The sequence below is a fragment of the Ralstonia soli genome (assembly GCF_023955655.1).
Classification (GTDB): Bacteria; Pseudomonadota; Gammaproteobacteria; order Burkholderiales; family Burkholderiaceae; genus Ralstonia; species Ralstonia soli.
The window spans coordinates 151,624-177,244 of the sequence record NZ_JAMXHT010000009.1 but is presented as its reverse complement, the minus strand read 5'-3'; the positions used below and the strand labels follow the sequence as shown (position 1 = coordinate 177,244).

At 64.5% G+C, this 25,621-nt stretch carries 18 protein-coding genes and 1 tRNA gene; 12 read left to right on the top strand and 7 right to left on the bottom strand.

What is annotated here, in order from left to right:
* Positions 1 to 5: 5 nt before the first annotated feature.
* On the bottom strand, positions 6 to 2,315 hold the full coding sequence (locus NG900_RS23305; protein ID WP_252684193.1) for a xanthine dehydrogenase family protein molybdopterin-binding subunit: 2,310 nt from the start codon (positions 2,313 to 2,315) through the stop codon (positions 6 to 8).
* Positions 2,312 to 2,779, bottom strand: a complete 468-nt coding sequence (locus tag NG900_RS23300) for a (2Fe-2S)-binding protein (protein ID WP_252684191.1) — start codon at positions 2,777 to 2,779, stop codon at positions 2,312 to 2,314. Before NG900_RS23300 ends, NG900_RS23305 begins: the two co-directional genes overlap by 4 nt.
* Before the next feature lie 178 nt (positions 2,780 to 2,957).
* Between NG900_RS23300 and NG900_RS23295 the strand changes: the two genes are divergently transcribed.
* Positions 2,958 to 3,048 (top strand) — tRNA-Ser (locus tag NG900_RS23295).
* 147 nt (positions 3,049 to 3,195) lie between these two features.
* Here NG900_RS23295 and NG900_RS23290 read toward each other — a convergent pair.
* Entirely contained in the window at positions 3,196 to 3,474 is a 279-nt protein-coding gene (locus tag NG900_RS23290; RefSeq protein ID WP_252684189.1) for a DUF7696 family protein, read from the bottom strand.
* Between the two features lie 505 nt (positions 3,475 to 3,979).
* On the opposite strand from NG900_RS23290, the gene NG900_RS23285 reads away from it, so the two are divergent.
* Positions 3,980 to 5,992 carry a CocE/NonD family hydrolase gene (locus NG900_RS23285; RefSeq protein WP_252684187.1) on the top strand — a complete coding sequence of 671 codons (2,013 nt, stop codon included), beginning with the start codon at positions 3,980 to 3,982 and terminating at the stop codon, positions 5,990 to 5,992.
* Between the two features lie 528 nt (positions 5,993 to 6,520).
* Complete coding sequence (locus NG900_RS23280) at positions 6,521 to 8,065, top strand: methyl-accepting chemotaxis protein (RefSeq protein WP_252684348.1); 1,545 nt, start codon at positions 6,521 to 6,523, stop codon at positions 8,063 to 8,065.
* 66 nt (positions 8,066 to 8,131) lie between these two features.
* On the opposite strand, the gene NG900_RS23275 is transcribed toward NG900_RS23280, so the two are convergent.
* Together NG900_RS23275 and acs are read right to left on the bottom strand one after the other, a co-directional pair.
* Positions 8,132 to 10,195 (bottom strand): sodium:solute symporter family protein, encoded by a 2,064-nt coding sequence (locus tag NG900_RS23275; protein WP_252684185.1) that lies wholly within the window; start codon positions 10,193 to 10,195, stop codon positions 8,132 to 8,134.
* 14 nt (positions 10,196 to 10,209) lie between these two features.
* Positions 10,210 to 12,192 carry an acetate--CoA ligase gene (gene acs / locus NG900_RS23270; RefSeq protein WP_252684183.1) on the bottom strand — a complete coding sequence of 661 codons (1,983 nt, stop codon included), beginning with the start codon at positions 12,190 to 12,192 and terminating at the stop codon, positions 10,210 to 10,212.
* A 217-nt stretch (positions 12,193 to 12,409) separates the two neighbouring features.
* Between acs and NG900_RS23265 the strand changes: the two genes are divergently transcribed.
* The 4 genes from NG900_RS23265 to murI all read left to right on the top strand — a co-directional run bounded on the left by NG900_RS23265 (position 12,410) and on the right by murI (position 16,571).
* Positions 12,410 to 13,369 carry a DMT family transporter gene (locus NG900_RS23265; protein WP_315862388.1) on the top strand — a complete coding sequence of 320 codons (960 nt, stop codon included), beginning with the start codon at positions 12,410 to 12,412 and terminating at the stop codon, positions 13,367 to 13,369.
* 87 nt (positions 13,370 to 13,456) lie between these two features.
* On the top strand, positions 13,457 to 13,996 hold the full coding sequence (locus NG900_RS23260; protein WP_252684178.1) for a TIGR00645 family protein: 540 nt from the start codon (positions 13,457 to 13,459) through the stop codon (positions 13,994 to 13,996).
* A gap of 192 nt (positions 13,997 to 14,188) precedes the next feature.
* Positions 14,189 to 15,712 (top strand): fumarate hydratase, encoded by a 1,524-nt coding sequence (locus NG900_RS23255; protein WP_252684176.1) that lies wholly within the window; start codon positions 14,189 to 14,191, stop codon positions 15,710 to 15,712.
* 19 nt (positions 15,713 to 15,731) lie between these two features.
* Complete coding sequence (gene murI, locus NG900_RS23250; protein ID WP_252684174.1) at positions 15,732 to 16,571, top strand: glutamate racemase; 840 nt, start codon at positions 15,732 to 15,734, stop codon at positions 16,569 to 16,571.
* Between the two features lie 39 nt (positions 16,572 to 16,610).
* On the opposite strand, the gene NG900_RS23245 is transcribed toward murI, so the two are convergent.
* Positions 16,611 to 17,888 carry a dicarboxylate/amino acid:cation symporter gene (locus NG900_RS23245; RefSeq protein WP_252684172.1) on the bottom strand — a complete coding sequence of 426 codons (1,278 nt, stop codon included), beginning with the start codon at positions 17,886 to 17,888 and terminating at the stop codon, positions 16,611 to 16,613.
* Positions 17,889 to 18,255: 367 nt separating this feature from the next.
* Between NG900_RS23245 and NG900_RS23240 the strand changes: the two genes are divergently transcribed.
* Positions 18,256 to 18,597: a DHCW motif cupin fold protein gene (locus tag NG900_RS23240; RefSeq protein ID WP_252684170.1), complete on the top strand. Its 342-nt coding sequence runs from the start codon at positions 18,256 to 18,258 to the stop codon at positions 18,595 to 18,597.
* 14 nt (positions 18,598 to 18,611) lie between these two features.
* Here NG900_RS23240 and NG900_RS23235 read toward each other — a convergent pair whose 3' ends face one another.
* On the bottom strand, positions 18,612 to 20,939 hold the full coding sequence (locus NG900_RS23235; protein WP_252684168.1) for an AAA family ATPase: 2,328 nt from the start codon (positions 20,937 to 20,939) through the stop codon (positions 18,612 to 18,614).
* Between the two features lie 532 nt (positions 20,940 to 21,471).
* Between NG900_RS23235 and NG900_RS23230 the strand changes: the two genes are divergently transcribed.
* The 4 genes from NG900_RS23230 to NG900_RS23215 all read left to right on the top strand — a co-directional run bounded on the left by NG900_RS23230 (position 21,472) and on the right by NG900_RS23215 (position 25,507).
* The gene (locus tag NG900_RS23230; RefSeq protein WP_252684166.1) at positions 21,472 to 22,137 is read left to right on the top strand and encodes an energy transducer TonB; all 666 of its coding nucleotides are present in this window, start codon (positions 21,472 to 21,474) and stop codon (positions 22,135 to 22,137) included.
* Positions 22,138 to 22,186: 49 nt separating this feature from the next.
* The gene (locus NG900_RS23225) at positions 22,187 to 22,915 is read left to right on the top strand and encodes a MotA/TolQ/ExbB proton channel family protein (protein WP_252684164.1); all 729 of its coding nucleotides are present in this window, start codon (positions 22,187 to 22,189) and stop codon (positions 22,913 to 22,915) included.
* 24 nt (positions 22,916 to 22,939) lie between these two features.
* On the top strand, positions 22,940 to 23,353 hold the full coding sequence (locus NG900_RS23220) for an ExbD/TolR family protein (RefSeq protein ID WP_252684162.1): 414 nt from the start codon (positions 22,940 to 22,942) through the stop codon (positions 23,351 to 23,353).
* A 138-nt stretch (positions 23,354 to 23,491) separates the two neighbouring features.
* Positions 23,492 to 25,507: a BCCT family transporter gene (locus NG900_RS23215; RefSeq protein WP_252684160.1), complete on the top strand. Its 2,016-nt coding sequence runs from the start codon at positions 23,492 to 23,494 to the stop codon at positions 25,505 to 25,507.
* The last annotated feature ends 114 nt before the right edge of the window (positions 25,508 to 25,621 follow it).

Sequence of the window (25,621 nt, the reverse complement as noted above, 5' to 3'; positions counted from 1 at the left end):
CAGCCTCACACGATTGGCAGTTGCCGCACCGGCTTGCCGGTCAACTGCGCCACGGCGTGCGCCACGGCAGGCGCAATCGGCGGCACGCCAATCTCACCCACGCCAGTGGGCTGCGCCGTGCTCGGCACGATGTGCGTCTCGATGATGGGCGTCTCGGCCATCTTGAGCGCCGGATAGTCCGGGAAGTTCGACTGCACGACCTGCCCGTCCTTGATGTCGATCCGCCCGTACAGCGCCGCCGTCAGGCCGAAGATGACCGCACTCTCCATCTGCTGCGTGACGATGCGCGGATTGACCACCGTACCGCAATCCACCGCGCACACCACGCGATGCACGCGCGGCTTGCCGTCCTTCAGCGACACCTCCACCACCTGCGCGACCACGGAGCCGAAGCTCGGGTGCAGCGCGATCCCGCGCGCACGCGGTGCGCCATCGGCAGCGGGCGGCAGCGGTGGCCCCCAACCGGCCGCCTGTGCCGCCGTGTCAAGCACCTTCAGCTCACGCGGATGGGCCTTCAGCAAATCGCGCCGCATGGCTAGCGGGTCGAGCTTGGCCGCAGCCGCCACGTCATTGAGGAAGCCCTCCATGAAGAAGCCGTTGTACGAGTGGCCGACACTGCGCCAGAACCCCACGGGGATCGGCAGATCGACCACCAGATGCGCGATGTGTTCGTGATCGATCTCGTACGGCAGGTCGAACAGCCCTTCCGCAGCGTAGCGATCGATCCCCGCCGAGGGCGCGCCGGCCAGGCGGTCCAGCTCACCGGCGAGGATCGATTGACCGGCGCTGCGCGAAGCGATCGCCGTGACCTTGCCGTTCTCCACGCGCGCCTTCAGCCGTGCGATGGCATGCGGGCGATAGAAGTCGTGCCGCACGTCTTCCTCGCGCGACCAGATGACCTGCACCGGCTTGCCCTCGGTCTTGGTGGCGATGGTCACGGCCTGACCGATGAAATCCGATTCCAGCCGCCGCCCAAAGCCGCCGCCGATGAACGGGATGTCGATGTGCACCTTGTCGCGGCCGACACCGGCCGCATGTGCCGCCACCAACTGCGCCAGCGTGGCGACCTGCGTGGGCGCCCAGAGCTGCACGCCGTCCTTTGTCACCTGTGCCGTGCAGTTGATCGGCTCCATGGTTGCATGCGCGAGATACGGCGCGGTGTATTCCGCCTCGACCACGGTCACGCCGTCGGCCTTGCTGTCGAAGGCTTTCAAGCCATCGCCCATCGAGCGATAGGTGAAGCCGCTCTTGTCGCTGTCGAGCGCGCTGATGAGCTGCTGCCGGATACCGGCCGAATCGAGCCCGGCATGCGGGCCGTTGTCCCACACCGGCTCGACCGTTGCCAGGGCCTGACGCGCCTGCCAGTAGTGGTCGGCCACTACAGCCACACCGGGTGCGCCACCCGCCGAACCTTCAAACGGCACCACGTAGCGCACGCCCGGCATGCCGAGCGCCGCCTTCGACTGGAACGTCTTGAGCTTGCCGCCAAACACCGGGCACATGACCACGGCCGCATACAGCATGCCGGGCAGGCGCGTGTCGATCGAGAAGCGCGCGCTGCCATCCGTCTTGGACGCCAGATCATTGCGCAGCGCCGGCTTGCCGATCAACTGGTATTGCGAGGCAGGCTTGAGCGTGACGTTGGAAGGCGCAGAAATGCCCTGCGCCGTCTTTGCCATGCCGCCGAACGCGGCCTGCTTGCCGTTGGGCCCGATCAACTGACCATCGTGGATGCTGACCTGCGCCGCCGGCACGTTCCATTCGCGTGCAGCCGCCTCCACCAGTGCGGCACGCGCCGTGGCGGCCGCCTCGCGCACCGGTTGCCAGCCGTCGGCCACGCTGCTGCTGCCGCCGGTGATGATGAGGCCGATCTCGCGCGCGCTCTTGGACATCACCCAGGCCAACGCACGCGCCCAGGTCTTGCCCTCGCTGTCCGGGTGCACCGGCAGCGAGCCGATGCCCATGGCGACGACGTTGCCGTAGATGCGCTCCACCGGCGCGGTATCGATGCGCACGCGCGTGAGCGGAATATCGAGTTCTTCCGCCGCCAGCATCGACAGCGCGGTGTGGATGCCCTGCCCCATCTCTACGCGCGGCATGGCGAGCACGACGTTGCCTTCGGGCGTGATCTTGATCCAGCCGTTCAGCGCGATCTCGCCGCTGTGTTCCGGAAAGACGGACGGAGTGCCCACGCGGCTGCGCGGCGGCATCACGCCCCAACCCACCACCAGCGCTCCGCCCACCCCCAGTGCGCCCAGCAGGAAGCGGCGGCGTCCTGAACGGACCTTCGTCGGCTTGGTTGCGTTGGCGTTCATGCCTGCCCCTCCCGCAGCGCCCTGGCAGCGCGCTTGATGGCGGCACGCACGCGCGGGTACGTGCCGCAGCGGCAGATGTTGGTCATGGCGGCGTCGATGTCGGCGTCGGTGGGGTCGGGGTGCTGCGCCAGCAGGTCAGCGGCCGCCATCAGCATGCCGGATTGGCAGTAGCCGCACTGCGGCACCTGTTCTTCCACCCAGGCCTGCTGCAGCGCGTGGCGCTTGCCTTCGCCGCCGCCCAAGCCTTCGATGGTGGTGATGTGCTTGCCTGCCACAGCAGCCACCGGCAGCACACAGGAACGCACCGCCGCCCCATCCACATGCACCGTGCACGCGCCGCAGGCCGCAACGCCGCAGCCGAACTTGGTACCGGTCAGGTTCAGGTGATCACGCAGCACCCACAAGAGCGGCGTAGCCGGGTCGCAATCGACGCTGACCGGCTTGTGGTTGACGTCCAAGTCCATGGGGGTGAGGGTCTCCGGATGGTTTCTTTTTTGTGACTTTTATGCGGCGAAGCGTACGTTCAAACGCCTGCGCGCGGCAATAGTGGTTCCCCTCCAGAGCACAAACCCACCGCTGCCCCCTCGATACACGCACAAAGGCTTGGCTGGCCCGCACGGTGTGCTACAATCGCGGGCTTCCGGAGAGATGGATGAGTGGTTTAAGTCGCACGCCTGGAAAGCGTGTATAGGTTAATAGCCTATCGGGGGTTCGAATCCCCCTCTCTCCGCCAGAACACAAATGCCCGCGCAAGCGGGCATTTTCATTTCCCCGGCCCATCCGCATCGCCCAAAACAAAAGGCCCAGTCTCCCGACCGGGCCTTTTGCATCCCACTGCACTTCCGGCACGTCTTGCACGGCCGGCATTCCCCTCGCTAACTCAATGCAGCGTCGGTGCCTCGCTCAGGAGCAACGTCTGCGTAATCTGTTCGCGAATCGACTGCGCCTTCATCAGCAGGCGGAGCGCGATATCAGCACCGCGACTGGCGGCGACATGTTCGATGAAGGCGATGCGCGCACGTTCGTTCAGGGTGGCAACGTGCGCGGCCTCGGACCACACGCGCCATGCGGCGGGCTGCCCGGAAAACTGCTCGCGACGGCGCAGCAGGTCCGCGTCGATGGCGGCGGCAATTTCAACGTCTTGAATGGTGCGGTTCATATTGGCCCCTGTCTGTCTATGCGCGGCGCCCTGTGCCGGGCGTGTCCGCTGGAGTTACGCAACCTCCATGCCAGTGCCAGCACACATTCGAGCGCGCACTCTATGCATGCATCCATTGTCATTCCGACGTGTTTGAAACGCCCTGTTGGCGCGGATTGGCGGGTAGAGTCCCTCCGGCGGTGGGGTGCGGATTTCTCATCCGAAAATCGCGCCACTGCCGCCTGCGTTACGTCGCACGTTACGTAACGCGAAGGGTATTCCGGGCCCCGAACACGCTCCAACGTACGGCGCGAGGCGGGGTGCGCATCATCGCTTAACAGGCATGCTTGGCGCTTTACCTTGCGTCCAAGCCCGCTGGCGCATGGTCGGCCGTGTGACTCACCCCTCTTCTGCGCCGGCCTCTTCGCTTGCATCGCTTCCCGACCGGAAGCGCGCTGCCGCGTGCCGCCACCCTCGGCATGCCGCCCCCCCCAAACAACAAGAGCATTCAAGAGGAGACACCCCCATGGAGATGGGCAACCCACGCTTGCGGCACAGCCGCGCGCTGATTTCGGTGCTGCTATGCGTAGCGCTTTCGCTGTCGGGCTGCGGCGGTGACAGCGGCTCGACTGTCGCCACCAACGACAGCACCCCGCTTAATTCAAACACCACACCGCAGCCAACACAGCCGGCACAGCCCGCCGCAATCAACTGGACCACGCTCGGCACGCGTGCCACCGCTGCGCAACCGGGCACGTCCATCACGAGCAACGCAGGTGCCAAGTGGGTCGACTACAACCCGCCCGCGCTCTACGCCGGCATCGCACGACAAGCCACCCAATACATCATGATGCCCGACGGCACGAAGCTCGCCGCTTACGTGACATTGCCGGCCGACGCATCAGGCAAGCCTGCTTCCGGCACGTTCCCAACGGTGCTGGTGCAGACCTCATACAACGGCGGCAACGCGCAATACACCGCTTCGATCGGCGCAGCGCTGGGCGGGGCGGACCCGTACATCGTCCAACACGGCTATGCGACCGTGGTGGTGGACGTGCGCGGCACCGGCCAGTCACAAGGCACCTGGGATGCCTTCGGCGCCGACGAGCAGAGCGACTACGGCCACGTCGTCGACTGGGTCACGCAACAGCCGTGGAGCAACGGCGCCATCGGCCTGTACGGCGTTTCGTATCTCGGCATCACGACGGTCATCACGGCCGCGCAGAACCATCCAGCGGTGAAGGCGGCCTTCCCCATCGTGCCCATTGGCGACGGGTATCGCGACATCGTCTTCACCGGCGGGCAGACCAACCTGACGTTCATCCCGGCGTGGTTCGGGCTGGTGTCGGTGCTGAGCCTGACGGATCCGACATTGCTGAGCGACTCGACCATCGGGTTGCCGGCGGTGCTGCAGCACCTGGTGTCCGCAGTCACAACGTTCCAGTTGCCGACGATGCTGCAGGCGCTGCTGGGCACAACAGCCACCGCCTACGACGGCCCATTCTGGGCGACACGCTCGCCGCTGGAGAACGACGGCAAGATCAAGGTACCGACCTTCGTTGTGGGCGGCTTGCATGATCTCTTCCAGCGCAGCGAACCGCTCACGTATGAAGCCATCAAGACGCAGGCACCGGCCAAGCTGCTGATCGGCCCCTGGACGCACCTGCAGGCCGCCATGGGCAATGGTTTGCCGGTGGACGGCGTGCCACCGCTGAACCACATCCAGCTGCAGTGGTTTGACCAGTACGTGAAGGGCATGAACGTAGGGGCCGATGCGCTGCCCAACGTTACGCAGTACGTGACCGGCTACGGCCACTACGCCACCGCCACCGACTGGCCGCATCCGCAAGTGCAGGCGCAGCAGCTCTTCCTGCGCGGCGACAAGAGCCTGTCGACCACCGCGCCGGCCGCCAACGAAACCGCCAGCCAGGTCGCCCAACAGCCGCTGAATGGCGCGTGTTCGATGAGCCTGTCGCAGTGGACAGCAGGCCTGACTGGCTTCCTCCCGTTGCCCTGCCAGACCGACGACACCCTCGCCGAAGCCGCCGATGTGAAGTTCGAAACGCCACCCATGCCGGCCGACGTCTACCTGAATGGCCCGATCGAAGCCGATGTGTGGATCTCCACCACGGCGCTGGATGCCGGCGTGTCGGTGCGCATCGACGATGTGGATGCCGCCGGCAATGTCACCCCGCTCACTGACGGTTTGCAGACGGCGTCGCTGCGCGCGGTCGACGCCAGCCGCTCGCGCATGATGAACGGCCTGTCGATCCAGCCCTGGCACCCGTTCACCCCCGGCTCGGTGCAGGCGCTCACGCCCGGCCACGCCGTGCTGGTTCCAGTGGAGGTGTTTCCGACCAGCGCGCTGATCGCCAAGGGTCACAAGCTGCGCGTGGCTGTCGGGGCGAGCAATCTGCCACAGGGGGTGCCCCCCCTGCCCACGCTGCTCAACTCGCTCATCGGCGTGTTGACGGTCTATAGCGATGCGGATCACCCGTCCAAGGTGGTCCTGCCTGTGGTGCCCGCCACTGCGCTCTAGCCGCGCGCCCCTTCAGCGTTGCCCGACGGCTCGCTTCGGCGGGCCGTTTTCTTTACACACTGGTCACCACCAAAATATGTAGCCGCCTAAATACATCCGTAAAACCACGCAGTACGCGGTGTAAAGACAATATCGATACCTGACTTCAGCGGCAGTAACCACAGCGTGAATGCGCCGATTCCACTGCTCTTTTCATAACCCGTCACACGATCCGAAATTGTCTGGCGCCGAGCCTTGCCGCACAACGTTCCACAGGCAAAACAGCGGCCACACAATGCATTAAGTGAAAACGCGTACGAAAAGGCATATTAAGAACCCCCACCCCAATGCCGATAACTCCGTGGAGGCACGGAAATGCAATCCCAGAAAAATCGGCCTCGCCCTGGTGGAGCCCGCTCCTTCCTCTTATCTACGCAGCACCTTGCACATAACAATCGTGGTTGCCGGCTGCCCTTCTCTAACGGCCTCGATGCGCGACCCCACTCGAACTGATTCTGCAAACCGGAGGACGCTGTGAACCTTTCCCAGATGACCATCAAGGCCAAGCTCACCATGGGCTTTGGCGTGCTGGCTGCCATCGTTGTCGTGGTGTCGGGCATGTCGTTGCGAGCCCTGTCCGAGTCGACCGAGGGCTTCTCGAATTACGTGCATGGCATCAGCGCCCGCGCCGACGTTGCCAACGACGTACGCACAGCCGTAGACCGCCGCGCCATTGCCGCCCGCAACCTGGTGCTGGTCGTCACGCAGCAGGATCTGGAGCTGGAAAAGGCCGACGTGCTTCGCGCGCACGACGATGTGAAGAACAAGCTCAAGCTGCTCAACGAGCTGATCACCAACGCCCGCGACACCAGCGACCGTGCCCGTTCCCTACTGCAGGACATCAACAACGTGGAAGCGAAGTACGGCCCGGTGGCGACCGACATCGTCGGGCTGGCGCTGGCCGGCAAGCGCGAGGAGGCCATCCAGAAAATGGACAACGAGTGCCGCCCGCTGCTGGCTGCGCTCATCAAGTCCACCGATGCATATGCCGCCTACACGCACGAGCGCCAGGAGCAGCTCGTGCAAGCCTACGAAGCCCAATACGTCATGCAGCGCAACGTGCTGACGGGGCTGTCGATCGGCGCGGTGCTGCTGGCCGTCATTGCGGGCATGATCATCACCCGCTCGATCACGCAACCGATCCGCACCGCCGTGGACGTCGCCAAAACGGTGGCGCGCGGTGACCTGAGCAGCCGCATCGACGTGCAAGGCAAGGATGAAACGAGCCACCTGCTCTCGGCCCTGCGCGACATGAACGGCCGCCTGACCGAGATCGTCGACAAGGTGCGCGACAGCAGCAGCAGCGTGGCCGGCGCGGCCAAGCAGATTGCCGCCGGCAACGCCGACCTGAGCCAGCGCACCGAAGCACAGGCATCGTCGCTGCAGGAAACCGCGGCCAGCATGGAAGAGCTGACCTCCACCGTGAAGCAGAACGCCGACAACGCCCAGCACGCCACCGCACTGGCCTCCACCGCATCGGAAGTCGCACTCAAGGGCAGCTCGGTGGTCAGCCAGGTCGTGTCGACCATGCAGGACATCAGCGAGCGCTCGAGCAAGATCGCCGACATCACCGGCATCATCGAAGGCATCGCGTTCCAGACCAACATCCTCGCGCTGAATGCCGCGGTGGAAGCCGCCCGCGCAGGCGAACAGGGCCGCGGTTTTGCGGTGGTTGCCAGCGAGGTGCGCAGCCTGGCGCAGCGCTCGTCCACGGCCGCCAAGGAGATCAAGGAGCTGATCGCCTCGTCGGTGGAGCGCATTCACGATGGCTCCACGCTGGCAGGCGAAGCCGGCGAGACGATGACCGAAGTCACGCAAGCCGTGGCCCGCGTCACGCACATCATGGAAGAAATCGCGGCCGCCTCGGTCGAGCAGAAGCGCGGCATCGAGCAGGTCAACCAGGCGATCTCGCAGATGGACGAAGTCACGCAGCGCAATGCGGCGCTGGTGGAAGAAGCTGCGGCCGCCTCGCAATCGCTGCAGGACCAGGGGCAGGAGCTCAATGCGACGATGGCATTCTTCCGCGTCGCCTGACGCACGCTTTCAAGTCTCCAAGCCGTCATTGGGCCCGCGCCGGGAAGTCGCGGGCCTTTTTTCTTGCTACAGCGGATCGCGGATGTAGCCAACCAGCTTGTCGACCACCGGCCGGTTCGGTTTGGTGAGCAGGCTCACGACAATCGCCGCGACAAACCCCGCCGGTACACCGAATGCGCCTGAGGCGATGGGGTCCACGCCAAACCACGGCTGCCCCAGCACGCCGGTCATGCGCGTGAAGAATGGGTAGTTGGCGATGATGTAGTACACACTCACGGCCAGACCGGTCAGCATGCCCGCAATGGCGCCGGCACGGTTGGTGCGTTTCCAGAACACCCCGAGCACCAGCACCGGAAAGAAGCACGACGCCGCCAGTGAAAAGGCCGCCCCCACCAGAAAGAGGATGTTGCCCGGCTTGAGCGACGTCACATAGGCCGCCAGCAGCGCCACGCCAAGCAGCACCACCTTCGCGCTCGTCACGCGCCGCTGGTGGCTGGCGGTATTGTCGATCATGTGGAAGTACACGTCGTGCGACAGCGCATTGGCAATCGTCAGCAGCAGGCCGTCGGCGGTGGACAGCGCCGCCGCCAGCGCACCCGCTGCAATCAAGCCCGACAGCACGTACGGCAGCCCGGCGATCTCGGGCGCCGCGAGCACGACCATGTCAGGCTGCATCAGCACCTCGGCCCATTGCACGATGCCGTCGCCGTTGATGTCGTGCAGCGCAAATACGGGCGGGTCGACCTTGCGCCACGGCGCGATCCAATTCGGCAAGTCAGCAAACGGCGCCCCCACCAGATGCTGCAGCAGGTCGAGCTTGACCAGTGCTGCCAGCGCCGGCGCCGACACATACAGCAGCGCCACGAAGAACAGCGTCCAGCTCACCGAATTGCGCGTCTCGCGCACCGATGGCGTGGTGTGAAAGCGCGTGAGGATGTGCGGCAGGCTGGCCGTGCCCACCATGAGGCAGAACACCAGCAGCACGAAGTTCAGCCGCTCGGTGCCGCGCTCGTTTTCGGACTTTGACGGGAACGGCTCGGTGGACGGCGCAGCCACGCGGCTACGTTCCAGCGCATCTTCGCGCTCCTGGTTCCAGAGGATCGATGCCGTGGCCGCGTCGGGCGGAAACTCCTCGCGCGCGCGCTCCAGCGCCTTGATCTCACGCAGCGGTGCATTGCGCTCGCGGGCGAGCTTGAGTTGCGTATTCAATGCGTCACGCGCATGGTCGAACGACGCCGGCAGGTGCGCGATCCGCTCCTCCAGCGCCTGCGCCTCGTTCAGGAAATGATCGCGCACATGCTGCTCGGCCGGATCCCGGGCGATGCGCCGCTCCTCTTTCTCGATCTGCTGCAGCAGGCGGCCGGTCGAGAGCTGCGGCACCGGATCGTGATACCGATACCAGCCGATGATCGACACCACGCCCAGGAACGACACGATCATGATGATGTACTGCGCCACCTGGGTCCACGTGACCGCCCGCATGCCGCCCAGGAACGAACACACCAGGATGCCGGCGAGCCCGAAGAACACGCCCACCGAAAACTCCACGCCGATGAAGCGTGTGACCACGAGCCCAACGCCCTGGATCTGCGCAACAAGGTAGACGAACGAACACAGCGTCGCACCCAGCACCGCGATGCCGCGCACGACGGAGCTACCGCCGCGCTCCCCATTGCCATAGCGGTTGGCAAGAAAATCCGGCACCGTATAGCCGCCGAACTTGCGCAGGTACGGCGCCAGCAGGAAAGCGACAAGGCAGTAGCCGCCCGTCCAGCCCATCACGTAGGCCAAGCCTTCGTAGCCCGAGGCAAACACGATGCCCGCCAGGCCGATGAATGACGCGGCACTCATCCAGTCTGCCGCGGTGGCCATGCCGTTAAAGAACGCGGGCACGCGGCGCCCGGCCACGTAGTACTCGGTCAGGTCCGCCGTGCGGCAGATGAGCCCGATGCATGCGTAGATGGCAATCGTGACGAACAGGAACACGTAGCCGAGCCACACGCCCGGCCCGCGCACGCGCTCGATCGCGCCCATCATGACGATGAAGAGCAGCAGCCCTACGGTATAGAGCCCGTAATACAGAAACAGCCGCTTGCGAAAGCGGCTGTCTGATTGCAGATCGGTGGCCAAGGTGGCGGCCAGTGTTAGCGTGCGTCCTTCAGTTGTTCAAGGATGGCGGGGTTCTCCAGCGTGGACGTGTCCTGCGTGATGTCTTCGCCCTTGGCCAGCGAGCGCAACAGCCGGCGCATGATCTTGCCCGAGCGCGTCTTCGGCAGGTTGTCGCCAAAGCGGATGTCCTTCGGCTTGGCGATCGGACCGATCTCCTTGCCCACCCAATTGCGCAGTTCGGTGGCGATCTGCTTGGCCTCATCGCCCTCGGGGCGCGAGCGCTTGAGCACCACGAATGCGCAGATGGCCTCGCCGGTCATGTCGTCAGGACGACCCACCACGGCGGCCTCGGCCACCAGCGGGTTCGCCACCAGCGCCGATTCGATTTCCATCGTGCCCATGCGGTGGCCCGATACGTTCAGCACGTCATCGATGCGGCCCATGATGGTGAAGTAGCCGGTGTCCTTGTCGCGGATGGAGCCATCACCCGCCAGGTACAGCTTGCCGCCCAGCTCTTCCGGGAAGTAGCTCTTCTTGAAGCGCTCCGGGTCGCCCCAGATGTTGCGGATCATCGACGGCCACGGGCGCTTGACGACCAGGATGCCGCCCTGCCCGTTCGGCACGTCGCCGCCCGTTTCATCGACGATGGCAGCCATGATGCCCGGCAGCGGCAGCGTGCATGAACCCGGCACCAGCGGCGTGGCGCCCGGCAGCGGCGTGATCATGTGGCCGCCGGTCTCGGTCTGCCAGAACGTATCCACGATCGGGCAGCGGCCGCCGCCCACGTTCGTGTGGTACCACATCCAGGCTTCGGGGTTGATCGGCTCGCCCACGGTGCCCAGCAAGCGCAGAGTGGACAGGTCGTACTGCTTCGGGTGGATCTTCTCGTCGGCTTCGGCCGCCTTGATGAGCGAGCGGATTGCCGTCGGCGCGGTGTAGAACGTGTTGACCTTGTGGCGGGCGATCATGTCCCAGAAGCGGCCGGCGTTCGGATACGTCGGCACGCCCTCGAACACGACCTGCGTGGCGCCGGCAGCCAGCGGCCCGTAGGCGATGTAGCTGTGGCCCGTCACCCAGCCGATGTCGGCCGTGCACCAGAAGACATCGTCGGGCTTGAGGTCGAACGTCCACTGCATGGTCAGCAAGGCCCACAGCAGGTAGCCGCCGGTGCTGTGCTGCACGCCCTTGGGCTTGCCGGTCGAACCCGAGGTGTAGAGGATGAACAGCGGATGCTCGGCGCTGACCGGCGTGACTTCGCAGGTATCGGGCTGGCCGGCTTCGACTTCGTCCATCGCGCGATCGCGGCCTTCCACCCAGTTCACGTTGCCGTTGGTGCGGCGATAGACGATCACGTGCTTGATGGCGTCGGTGCCTTCCATGGCCAGCGCTTCATCGGCGATGGCCTTGAGCGGCAGCGCCTTGCCGCCGCGCATCTGCTCGTCGGCGGTGATGAGCGCGACGGCGCCCACGTCGACGATGCGTTCCTGAAGCGACTTGGCCGAGAACCCGCCGAACACCACCGAGTGCGTCGCGCCGATGCGTGCGCAGGCCTGCATGGCAACGATGCCCTCAATCGACATCGGCATGTAGATGACCACGCGGTCACCCTTCTTGATGCCGAGAGCCTTTAGGCCGTTGGCAAAGCGGCAGACGCGTGCGTGCAGTTCGCGATACGTGACGCGCGTGACCTTGGCGTCGTCGGTTTCGAAGATGATGGCGACCTTGTCAGCGTTGCCGTTTTCAAGGTTGCGCTCCAGGCAGTTGTACGAGGCGTTGATCTCGCCATCTTCAAACCACTTGTAGAACGGTGCGTTGGATTCATCCAGCACCTTGCTGAACGGCTTGTGCCACAGCAGGTGTTCGTGCGCCAGGCGAGCCCAGAAGCCTTCGTAATCGCGCTCGGCTTCGGCGCACAGGGCACGGTACGCATCCATGCCGGCGATGTTTGCCTGTTTAACAAAGGACTCGGGCGGGTCGAACACGCGCGTTTCCTGCAGGACAGATTCAATGCCAGCCATGGTGTCTCCTGATAGTGCGATGTCTGTGATCGTTTTGCGGCGAATCTAAGCGACTGAACTGACTCCAGCCTTACGCGTTCTGACGCCAATCCAGTGCCGCAAGCCGACGCGAAGGGCACTACTATAATGCGTCACCTCATGCTATGGCACGCATCGCAACGCAACATGGCCGGCCTGAAAACCGCGCGCCGTGCCGTTTTCCACCCCGTTCTTCATTGTGCCTATCCACGCCCTTTTTCTGATTGCTGCCATGGCATTGGTCGGTAGCAACGTCGGCTTCGGTAAATCGATCGTCGCCGTCATGCCGGTGATGCTGTTTGCCTTGCTGCGCTTTCTGATCGCCATCGTCTGCATGGCGCCCTGGTACAAGCCGGCGCGCATGCGCCGCGTGACGCGCAGCGAGTGGACCAACCTCTTCCTGCAGGCGTTCTTCGGTACGTTCGGTTTCACGCTGCTGATGCTCAATGGCGTGCGGCTGACCTCGGCGCTGGCCGCCGGCATCATCACCAGCACGATCCCGGCCACGGTGGCGCTGCTGTCGTGGGTGGTACTGCGCGAGAAGCCCTCCGGACGCACGCTGGTGTCCGTCGTGCTGGCGGTGGCGGGCGTGGCGATTCTCAACGTCTATCGCGGCGGCGAGTCTTCCGGCGCAGCGCCGGCCGATGCGTCGCAGGCGCTGCTCGGCAATGCGCTCGTGATGGGCGCGGTGCTGTGCGAGTCGATCTACGTGATTCTGTCGCGTCGGCTGACGCAAACGTTGCCCGCCATCGAAATCTGCGCGTACACCCACCTGATCGGTGGGCTGCTGATGCTGCCGCTGGGGCTGGTGCCGCTGCTTACCTTCGACGCATCGAGCGTGCCATGGCCCATCTGGGGCCTCGTGCTGTGGTATGCGCTGTCGGCCAGCATCTTCTCGTTCTGGCTGTGGATGAAGGGCATCCGGCATGTGCCCGCACATCTGGCTGGCGTGTTCACCTCGGTGCTGCCGATTGCGGCGGCCACGTACGGCGTGGTCGCGCTCGGCGAGACGCCCGGCTGGCCGCACGGCGTGGCACTGGCATGCGTGGTGGCGGGCATTCTGGTGGCGAGTTGGCCAGCGCGCCCGCGCCACCCCGTACGACGCGGGCGGGTGGTCGACCCGCTGGACCCGCTCGATCCGTCACTCGATCGCGAATAATACGCATCGCAAGCGTTTTCCTGTAAGCGTTTTAGCAATCACTGAACGCTACAATCGCGCGGTTTTTCACCCGCACCCGCTCCGAACATGAAGTCGCCCATTGCTCCGCTGCGCCCGATTCCGCGCCTGATCTTCTTTTCCCGCTGGCTGCAACTGCCGTTGTATCTGGGGCTGATCGTCGCCCAGGCGGCCTATGTGTACCTGTTCGTCGTCGAAGTCTGGCACCTGGTCTCGCACATGACCGAGCTGGACGAAACCAAGATCATGCTCGCCGTGCTGGGCCTGATCGACGTGGTGATGATCTCCAACCTGCTGATCATGGTGATCATCGGCGGGTACGACATCTTCGTGTCCAAGCTCGGCATCGAAGGCCATGAGGATGAGCCGGAATGGCTCGACCACGTCAACGCGGGCGTGCTGAAGGTGAAGCTATCGATGGCGCTGATCAGCATTTCGTCGATCCACCTGCTCAAGACCTTCATCGATGCGGCCCAGAAAGACACGCACACGATCCTGTGGCAGGTGGTGATTCACGTGGCGTTCCTGGTGTCTGCACTCGTGATGGCTTGGGTAGATCGCCTCGTTTCGCACGCCCATCCCAAGGGCGAGACCGCCGACGCACATTGACACCGCTGCCTTGTCGCGCCACCGATTCCGACGAATCCGCTCGGACAATCGGCACCCGACATTGGGTGTATGATCTCTGGCTGTTCTGAGCCTGCGGCGCCCGCCGCTGGGCCACAGGCAGGGAGTGCTGATCACTGCCTTCCCGCCACATCCAGCATCCGGTTTCTCATTCCTATACGTTGGTCCCCCACCATGACCGTCATCCGTCAAGAAGACCTCATCCAGAGCGTCGCCGACGCGCTGCAGTACATCAGCTACTACCACCCGATGGACTACATCACTGCTCTGGGCCGCGCCTATGAGCAGGAGCAGAGCCCGGCGGCCAAAGATGCCATCGCGCAGATCCTGACCAACAGCCGCATGTGTGCGGAAGGCAAGCGCCCGATCTGCCAGGACACCGGCATCGTCACCGTGTTCCTGAAGGTGGGCATGAACGTGCGCTGGGACGGCGCCACGATGAGCCTGGAAGACATGGTCAACGAAGGCGTGCGCCGCGCGTACAACGACGTCGACAACAAGCTGCGCGCAAGCGTCTTGGCTGACCCCGCCGGCAAGCGCACCAACACGAAGGACAACACCCCGGCCGTGATCAACATGTCGATCGTGCCGGGCGATACGGTGGAGGTGATCGTTGCCGCCAAGGGCGGCGGCTCGGAAGCCAAGTCGAAGTTCGTGATGCTGAATCCGTCGGACTCGATCGTCGACTGGGTGCTCAAGACCGTGCCGACCATGGGCGCCGGCTGGTGCCCGCCGGGCATGCTGGGCATCGGCATTGGCGGCACGGCTGAAAAGGCCATGCTGCTGGCCAAGGAAGCCCTGATGGAGCCGATCGACATTCAAGACCTGATCGCACGCGGCCCGAGCAACCGCGCAGAAGAACTGCGCATCGAACTATATGAGAAGGTCAACGCGCTGGGTATTGGCGCGCAGGGCCTGGGCGGCCTGGCCACCGTGCTGGACGTGAAGATCCTCGACTACCCGACCCACGCGGCCAACCTGCCGGTCGCCATGATCCCGAACTGCGCCGCTACCCGCCACGCGCACTTCACGCTGGACGGCAGCGGCGTTGCCAAGCTGGAAGCGCCGGACCTGTCGCAATGGCCGAAGGTCGAGTGGGCGCCGAACACGGAAACGTCGAAGCGCGTCGACCTGAACACGCTCACGCCGGAAGAAGTCGCCTCGTGGAAGCCGGGCCAGACCCTGCTGCTCAACGGCAAGATGCTCACCGGCCGCGACGCCGCGCACAAGCGCATTGCCGACATGCTAGCCAAGGGCGAGAAGCTGCCGATCGACTTCACCAACCGCGTGATCTACTACGTCGGCCCGGTCGACCCGGTGCGCGATGAAGTTGTCGGCCCGGCGGGCCCGACCACCGCTACCCGCATGGACAAGTTCACCGAGACGATGCTTGCCCAGACGGGCCTGATCGCCATGGTGGGCAAGGCCGAGCGCGGCCCGGTTGCCATCGAGTCGATCAAGAAGCACAAGTCGGCCTACCTGATGGCCGTGGGCGGCGCGGCGTACCTGGTGTCGAAGGCCATCCGCGGTTCCAAGGTGCTGGCGTTCGAAGACCTGGGCATGGAAGCCATCTACGAATTCGACGTGAAGGACATGCCTGTCACCGTCGCGGTGGACAGTTCGGGCACCTCGGTCCACAAGACCGGCCCGGCGGAATGGCAAGCGAAGATCGGCAAGATTCCGGTCGCAGCTGCTTAATCGGCTTACCGTCGCTATCGTGACGACACGCGCGCAGGCACCGGTCGGGGTCTTTGACTCCGGCCTCGGAGGGCTCTCCGTCCTGCGCGCAATTCGCGCCGAACTGCCGGCCGAATCGCTTCTCTACCTGGCGGATTCCCGCCATGCCCCGTACGGGGAAAAATCTCCCGAATTCATCGCCAAGCGCACGCTGCGTGTGTGCGAGTGGCTGGTCGACCAGGGCTGCAAGGCACTGGTGATCGCGTGCAACACCGCCACGGCGCAGGCCGTGCATGTGCTGCGCGAGAAACTGGCGGTGCCGGTGATTGGCGTCGAGCCGGGCCTGAAGCCGGCCGTCGCAACGTCAAAGAGTCGCGTGGTGGGTGTGCTGGCCACGGAAAGCACGCTGCGCAGCGATAAGTTTGCGCGCCTGCTGGCCGCTGCCTCCGGTGATTGCACGGTACTGAGCCAACCCGGCTACGGCCTTGTCCCCCTGATTGAGCGCGGCGATACGCACTCCCCCGCCGTGCTGGAACTGCTGCAGGCCTATCTGCAGCCGATGCTCGATGCTGGTGCCGACACGCTGGTGCTCGGCTGCACGCACTACCCGTTTCTGGAAGACGCCATCCGCGAGATTGCCGGCGATCGGCTGACGCTGATCGATACCGGCCACGCCGTTGCACGGCATTTGGGCCGTACGCTGGCCGCGGCGCAATTGCAGGCCACAGGCAACGCGGCATCACCGCGCTTCATGAGCACCGGCGATGTGCTCCCGCTGCAGGCGATGGTGGCCGCCTTGTTGGGCGAAGCGCCGATGGCGCAGCGCGTCGACATTGGCGACGCACCAGCGCTGGCTTCGCTCGCTTCACAGCCTGAATAAAAAACGCCGCCTGGGTAGGCGGCGTTATCACTGTTGGCCTCAGCCGAGGTTCGGCTGCGCGACAGGCTCGGCCACTTCGGCTTCGCTCTCTTCTTCCGCTGGCTCGTACTTCGCCACTACGGCAGTGGCCAGGCTGTTGCCGATCACGTTGGTAGCCGTGCGGCCCATGTCGAAGAACTGGTCGATGCCGATGATCAGCAGCAGGCCGGCTTCGGGCAGATGGAACATCGGCAGCGTCGCAGCCACCACCACCAGCGAAGCGCGCGCCACGCCGGCCATGCCCTTGCTCGTGAGCATCAGTACCAGCAGCAGCGTGACTTGCTGCGTGAAGCTCATCTGGATGTTGTAGGCCTGCGCGATGAACAACACCGCAAACGCCTGGTACATCATCGAGCCATCGAGGTTGAACGAATACCCCAGCGGCAGCACGAAGCTCGCCACGCGCTTGGGCACGCCAAACTTTTCCAGCGCTTCCATCGTCTTCGGATAGGCCGATTCGCTGCTTGCGGTTGCAAAGGCCAGCATGGTCGGTTCACGAATCAAGCCCAGCAGGCGGCCCAGCGAGCGGCCCAGCAGCACATACCCGACGAAGAACAGGATCGCCCACAGCAGCGCCAGGCCCAGGTAGAACTCGCCGATCAGCTTGCCGTAGGTCCACAGCACGCCCACGCCTTCCACCGTGATGGCGGCGGCCATGGCGGCGAACACGCCCAGCGGTGCGAAGCGCATCACGTAGTCGGTAATGCGGAACATCAGCTTGGTCAGCTCTTCCAGGCCACGGCCGATCACGCTTTCCATCGGGTTCTTCATGGTCGACAGTGCGGCGCCGAAGAACAGCGAGAACACCAGGATCTGCAGAATCTCGTTGGTGGCCATGGCCTCGACGATGCTGCGCGGGAACACGTGCGTGATGAACGCCTTGAGGGTGAAGTCACCCGTCTTCAGACCCGACGTGGCCGACACATCGGGCAACGCCAGATTCATGTGCATGCCGGGCTGGAAGAAGTTGACGAGCAGCATGCCCAGCGCCAGCGACGTGGCCGATGCGCACACGAACCAGATCATCGCGCGCAAGCCCACGCGGCCGACCGCGCTGCCGCCGCTCATGCTCGCCAGACCCGTCACCAGGGTCGAGAACACCAGCGGCGCAATGATCATCTTGATCATGCGCAGGAAGATGTCGGTGATGATGCTGAAGTACGACGCGATGTCCTTGGCCGCTGCCGCGTCCTTGGCGTATTCGTGGCAGCCCCAGCCGACGGCAATGCCCAGCAGCATTGCCAGCCCGATATGGGAGGTCAGACGTTTGGTGTTCAAGACTTTCTCCAGGAAGGTCCGGGGCCGGAGGGAACGGCGCGCGGGGACGCGGATCTCATCAGGACCAGGGCGGCCCCATTTCGTCACGCTTTGTAAAAAGCGACGATATTAGACAAGCAGATGACCCGCGTTATGTCGATGTTGCATAGCAACATGCAAAGTTTGCATAGTTTGCGCGGCGCGGGACGGGGGCAGTGAGCGATGCCGCACCGGCGTTGGAATTGCACCCTGCGGGCGGGATTATTGATCACAACGCAATGCCGTCGGCGCATACCAACAAGCGCCCTTTGGTGCATCCGAAATGCGTCGCGCAAGGCACTCGCGCACTGCTACGATCGCACCCTGGATTCGCCAACGGACCCCCACGATGAAGATGCCTCCCTTCGCATTCGATACGACCGACTGGTCTGCTGTCGGGCGCACGGAACACACCGGCGAGACGGGCATGGCCTATTGGCGCACGCGCTACTTCGGCGACGAGCCGAACCGCATCCGCGTGCGCATGGTCGAGTACACGCCCGGCTACCTGGCCGACCACTGGTGCAAGAAAGGTCACATCCTGTTCTGCCTGGAGGGCGAACTGGAAACCATGCTGGAAGACGGCCGCAAGTTCACGCTTACGCCCGGCATGAGCTATCAGGTGGGCGATGATGCCGAGGCGCATCAGTCGTACACGAAGAACGGCGCCCGGCTGTTCATCGTCGATTGATCACCGCGACGCAGCTAGGTCGACCTGAACCCGATCGACCGCCGCTCGCGCAACTCCGGCTTGATCGAATGCTCCTGCCGCAGTTGCGCCAGAAACGCCTCGGGGTCGAGCGCCTCGCCCAGCAGCACTGACTGCTGCTTCACCACCGCAAAATCACCTGGCGTGAGCATGTCGAGCGAGGCCAGTATCTCGCGCCACACGGGCTTGAGCGCGTCGGCGTTGCCACCCAGCGCCTCCGCAATGAACATCTGCTCGCGCTGCGCACGCTCCAGTGGCTTGAAGCGGATCTTGAACGCAAAGCGCCGCAGCGCGGCCTCGTCGATCCGATCGAACAAATTCGTCGTGCAGATGAAGATGCCGTCAAAGCGCTCCATGCCCTGCAGCATCTCGTTGACTTCCGACACCTCGTAGTTGCGCACAGCAGCCTGGCGGCTCTGCATGAAACTGTCGGCCTCGTCGAGCAGGAGCAGCGCGCGCTCGTCCTCGGCGCGCGAGAACATCGCGGCGATCTGCTGCTCGGTCTCGCCGACGTACTTGCTCATCAGATCCGACGCGCGGCGAATCATCAGCGGCATATCGAGCTGCGTAGCGATGTGCTCGGCCAGCACCGTCTTGCCGGTGCCCGGCGGCCCGTAGAAGCACAGCGTGCCGCGCTTGCGTGCACGCAGCGCATCGATGATGCGCTCCACCGAGAAGCGCGTCTCAAGGTTCAGGTAGTCGAGCTTGTACTCGGTCACCACGCGATGCGCGGCCACTTCCGGGTGCAGCCCCATCGCCTGGTCCGCGTGGTCGAGCTGACGCACGATCAGCGACTCGGCGGACTCTTCCATTGCCGGCTGTGTCAGGCGCGCGAAACGTGCGGCGGAGTCGATCTGTGCGGGCGTAAGCGTCTTGCGTGCAGCCAGCTTGGCCATGAACGCATCGGACACATCCAGCCCTTCCAGGTGCTTGCGGATGATGCTCTCGCGCACTGTCGGCGGCGGCACCTTCAACTCCAGATGGAACTGGAAGCGGCGCAGGTACGCGGGGTCGATCTGGCGGATGGAGTTCGACACCCAGATCACCGGCACCGGGTTCTGCTCCAGCGTCTGGTTGACCCACGCCTTGCCGTTGACGGAGCCGCGCGGCTCGTCGTGGCCAAACAGGCTCATCAGCTCGCGCGTGGGGCCCGGAAATACATCTTCGACTTCATCGAACAGCAGCACCGCACCCGGCCGTCCGCGCAGGAAGGCCTGCGAGACCTGGAGAGAGCGATAGCGGTCCTTGCCGGTGAGGCTGTTGCCGTCCTTGTCGAGGCAATCCACCTCGTACAGTTCGCAGCCGGCATCGCGTGCCAGCACGCGGGCCAGCTCCGTCTTGCCGGTGCCGGGCGCACCGTACAGCAGGATGTTCACGCCCACTGCGCGCTGCTGCGAAGCGTTTTCCAGCAACGCAGTCAGGTAGCGAGCGTCGGTTTCAACGTGGGGGTAATCGGATTGCGACAGCGTGGTCGGCGGCGCTGGGCGCGTGAATACCGCCATCATCTCCGCTTCGCTGGCGTAGTCGCCCAGCAGCACGTGCAGCAGGCGGTCGGAGATACGCATCAGGTCGCCCAGGTCCGTGACGCTGTTTTCCGGCAGCGGCGGCTCGATCAGTCCCAGCGTTTCCAGCCGCGAACCGGGCCGCAGCGAGGCCGCCACCTCCGCCGTGCTCGCACCGGCCAGGTTGGCAAGCAGCTGGAACGCTTCCTGGCTGTGCGCGACCTTGCAGTCGACCATCACTGCGCGCAGGTCGCGCTTGTATTTGACCAGCGACGCAAACAGCAGCAGCGCACGCTCGTGGGGCGGCAGGCCCAGCACGCGGGCCAGCATATCGATGTTGCCGACCAGCAGCACACGCTCGTTGGAAAGCCGTTCGCCCAGGGCATCGCACGACGCGCCGAACACAGTGAACATGTCTTTGGCGTGATGCTTGACGTACTCGTCGAGGTAGTAGAACAGCGAGCCTTCATCGAAGGCGCTGCTCCACTGGCCATGGCGGTCCATGAAGGTGGGCAGGTCGAGCTTGCCGACGGCTCGCCAGCCGGGCATGTCGGCGCAGCGCGCGGCCAAGAAGCGCTGCAGGCGTTGAATGACCGTTACCGGCCAGATCAACTCCGGCGCGCAGACGGTAAGGATGTCGTTGATGTTGGTGCGCAGGTTGAACCGCAGCCCCATCGCGCAGACCGTGCGCAGCGCAAATTGAGCGCACATGGAGTCGAGCGACGACAGCAGCGACTGGGGCTGCCTGCCGCCTGTGGGGACGAACGTGCCGTCGCTACCACCAGCGTCGGCGTCGTCCATGCTGAGGTTGGCTTCATCCATGGTCGCCCCCTTCTTCCCCGTTTCACGGTTGGCCGGCCGGTCACCGTGTTTGAATGCTTTTTATCCTAGCGCGTTTGTACGCACAGCGGAGCCCGGATGGACCCGTGTCTTTGCAAGTTGCGCGCCCGCAGCCCCTTGCACGGCCAACCGCCTGCACAGGCAGTTTTTCGCCATCAGCCTTGTGGATGTGCGCCTCACCCCACGAATGCCATGGAATTCCTCGCAAATGGGAATCATTATCGTTTATACTTTACCTATCGACACAATAGGCTGAACCCGAACTGAGCTCGGTTGTCGCAACACTGTTGCAGTTGCGGGCCTACAATACCTGTCATGCTGGCGGCGACCCCGTCAGCTCCAACGCAAGGCGCCATGGAATTGCTCCTGAGTCTGCTCATCAGCATTGGGGTTTCACTGATCGTCTTCGGCAAGCGCTGACGCGGTGTACCGCTCAAGCTGTCGCCGACTTCGCTGTTCATCCCGCCACCATCGCATCGCACCTCTTTCTTCTGCTTTCGATTCCCGGTCGTTGATGATTCACCCTCGTACTCTCAAGATCCTGGTGGTCGTGCTATTGCTGCACGCGGGCGTGCTGATGCTGATTCAGCTCGGCCTGATCGCGCCGCGCCCGACTGCCGAAGAACCGCTGGAAATCCAGGCCCACATCATTCCGGCCGCGCCGGAGCCCATCAAGCAGCCTGAACCGCCCAAGCAACAGCCGCAACCGCCCGTCAAACAGGAAGCGCCCAAGCCGGTCAATATCGTCAAGCCCATCGCGCAGCCCAAGCCCACACCGACGCCCGCGCCCACACTGCCCCCGTCGAACAACGCACCGGTGGTGCCTGCCGCACCTCCTGCGCCACCTGCACCGCCGGCTGAACCCGCACCCGCGCCAGCCCCCGTATCATCGGGGCCGATCAGCGTAGGCATCAACGACATCCAGTGCAGCGATCCACAGCCGGTATATCCGTCGATGTCGCAAAAGATGGGCGAGGAAGGCCGCGCCATGGTCAAGCTCTCCATCGGCACCACCGGCGAAGTCACCAACGTGGCGCTCACGTCGTCGTCCGGTTCTGCACGCCTGGACCGCGCGGCCACCGAAGCCGCCCGCTCCATCAAGTGCACCCCGTACAAGCAGAACGGCCATGCCGTGCCCGTGGTGGCCAGCAAGCCGTATGTCTTCAAGCTCGATAACTGATTCGATTCCGCTTCTCGCTTAGCTTCTCGCTCAATTCAGGATATTCATCATGCAGGAACTCGGTCTTTCCCACCTCTGGACACAAGGCGATGTCGTCACGCGCGCCACGGCGATTCTGCTGCTGCTCATGTCGCTCGCCTCGTGGATCGTCATCTTCACCAAGGCCTGGGACATCGTCCGCCTGAAGTCGATGGCGCAAGGCGCTGAAAAGCGCTTCTGGCACTCGGATGATTTCGACCACGCCATGCAGACGCTGGGCTCGCCCAAGGACAACCCGTTCCACACGCTCGCGCAGACTGGCCGTGAGGCCGCGCAGCATCATCGCGCCAGCCAGCCGCAACTGCACGACGTGATGGACATCTCCGACTGGATCACGCGCTCGCTCAAAAGCGCCATCGACGAGTCCGTCGGCCAGATGCAATCGGGCCTGGCCGTGCTGGCCTCGGTCGGCTCGACCGCGCCGTTCGTCGGCCTGTTCGGCACGGTGTGGGGCATCTATCACGCGCTGCTGGGCATTGGCGCCGTAGGCGTGCCGACCATCGACAAGGTCGCCGGCCCCGTGGGCGAGTCGCTCATCATGACGGCCTTCGGTTTGGCCGTGGCCATTCCGGCGGTGCTCGGCTACAACGCGCTCACGCGCGGCAACAAGGCCATCATCGCCAAGCTCAACCGCTTCGCGCATGACCTGCACGCCTACTTCGTGACCGGCGCCCGCCTGCGCCCGGGTGCCTCGCGCGACGAGGCCGGCGTGCGCCTGGCTTCGGTCAAGCCGCAATAACTCAGCCGGAAACAGGGAGCAGCCATGGCCTTCGGATCCTTCGACAGCGATGACGAGGTGATGAGCGAGATCAACATGACGCCGCTGGTCGACGTCATGCTGGTGCTGCTGATCATCTTCATCATCACCATTCCGGTGATCAACCACGCGGTGAAGATCGACCTGCCGCGCGCATCCAACAAACCCGACGACGCCAAGCCGCAAAGCGTAAACGTCGAGATCAACGCAGACGGTCAGGTGTTCTGGAACAACCAGCCGGTTGACGAAGCCACGCTGCAGGCCGACATCGTGCAGGCCGCGCAGCAGCAACCGCAGCCCGAGATGCACCTGCGCGCCGATCGCAACGTGCGCTACGAGCGCGTGGCGCAGGTCATGGCCGCCATCCAGCGCGGCGGCCTCGCACGCATCGGCTTTGTCACGGAGCCGCAGCGCAACTAGGGCGCCGACGCAGCCCCCGCGTTGCTCAAGAACCCCCGTCCCCGTACGGGGGTTCGTCATTTCTGGGCACCCATATTTGCATTGGGACCGCCGTGCCTGTACTTTTGTGACCAACCCTTCCCTTTCGCCCCCTTCCGAATGTCCCTTCCTTCCCAAGAAGCATCGATTGCGCCGCCACGGACCACCCTTGTTCCCCAGGTCGTCGTACCAGCCTTGGCCGTACTGGTCTTGCTGCTGGTGCTCTGTACCGTTCAACCCGAACTGGCCGGCTTTGTCTTCGGTGTTGCCCAGCGATGGGTGACGACGCATTTCGACTGGTTCTACATGCTCGCCGTCACGGGCTTCCTGGCGTTTCTCGTGATCGTCGCGGCCAGCCGTTTCGGTGACATCCGCCTGGGGCCCGACGAGGCCGAGCCCGAATTCAGCTTCGTCTCGTGGACGGCCATGCTGTTCGCCGCCGGCATGGGCATCGGCCTGATGTACTTCGGCGTGGGCGAGCCGATGCAACACTACCTGCAGCCGCCGACAACGACACCGCAAACGGCCCTTGCCGCGCGCGAGGCGATGCTCACCACGTTCTTCCACTGGGGCTTCCATGCGTGGGCCGTCTACGGTGTGATGGGCCTGGCGCTGGCGTATTTCGCGTTCCGCTACAACCTGCCGCTCACGATGCGCTCGGGCCTGTATCCGCTGCTGCGCGAGCGCATCAACGGCGCGCTCGGCCACGGCGTCGATGCGTTCGCGCTCATCGGCACCATCGCCGGCATTGCGACCACGCTGGGGTACGGTGTGCTGCAGCTCAGCGCAGGCCTGCACCAGGTGGGCGGCTGGCAGACCGATTCCGATACATTTCGCGTCGCGCTGATCTGCGCGGTGGTCGTGCTCGCGGGCGTGTCGGCCGCGTCGGGGCTTGGCAACGGTGTCCGGCGACTCTCCGAACTGAACCTGACGCTGGCCTTCCTGCTGCTGGCCTTCGTCGTCATCGCGGGCCCGACGACTTTTGTGCTGCAGGCCTTCAGCGAGAACATCGGGAGCTACCTCTCGAATCTCGTCAGCCTGTCGTTCCGCACCTTTGCGTATACGCCGCCCAACGCAGCCGACTGGTTCGGCGGCTGGACCATCCAGTACTGGGCTTGGTGGGTATCGTGGTCGCCGTTCGTGGGGATGTTCATTGCGCGCATCTCGCGCGGGCGCACGGTGCGGCAATTCGTGATCGGCGTGCTGATCGTGCCGACGGTGTTCAACCTGCTGTGGATGACCGCCTTCGGCAACAGCGCCATCTGGCTCGATTCGCATGTAGCCATGGGCAAGCTGGCGCAAACGGCCACCAACGTGGATGCGCTGCTCTTCCGCTTCTTCGATTTCTTCCCGGGCACCACGGCACTGTCGTGGCTGGCCATCGTGCTGATCGCGGTGTTCTTCGTCACCTCGGCCGATTCGGGCGCGTTCGTGATCGACACCATTGCCTCGCGCGGCGCGACGCAGTCGCCGGTGTGGCAGCGGCTGTTCTGGGCCGCGGTGCTTGGCGCGACGGCCGCCATCCTGATGCTGGCCGGTGGCCTCAAGGCGTTGCAGGCGATGACGCTGGTGGCCGCACTGCCGGTGGCGATCATCATGGTGTTGCTCTGCTACGGCCTGTGGCGCGGCATGTCGGCAGACCGGGCGCACTACTCGCGCGAACTGGCGCCCGCCACCTCGTACTGGAGCGGCCAGCGCTGGCGGCAGCGCCTCACGCAGATGGTGCACCCCGCCACCGAGGCCGACGTGCGCGCCTTCCTCGCCGAGCACGTGCGGCCGGCCATGAACGATGTCGTCGACGAACTCGGCGCGCGCGGCATCGAAGCCCAGGTGCGCGAAGTCGAAGACAGCGTGCGCCTTGTCATTCCCGATGCCTCGTACCGCGACTTCGTCTACGGCGTGCGCGTCGCCAGCAAACCGCTGCCGGTCATCACCCCGCGCCAGGCCGCGGAGCCCGACCATGCGCACGTCTACGAGCCAATCACCTTCTTCGAAGACGGCCGCGAAGGCTACGACATCGAATACCTGCGCGGCGAAGAAATCATCGCCGACATCCTGCGCCACTACGAGCGCTATCGCGCTCAGCGGGCTGATCAGCGCACGCGCCTGCTGCGCGAGGCGCCAGGGCATACCTGATCCGCACCGACACCAGACAACCGGGCCGCGCGCCCGGTTTTTTTTCGGTCCTGGGTCAGCACATCGTCAGATCATGCTTGTAATGATAACGATTCGCATTTACACTGCTTGGCA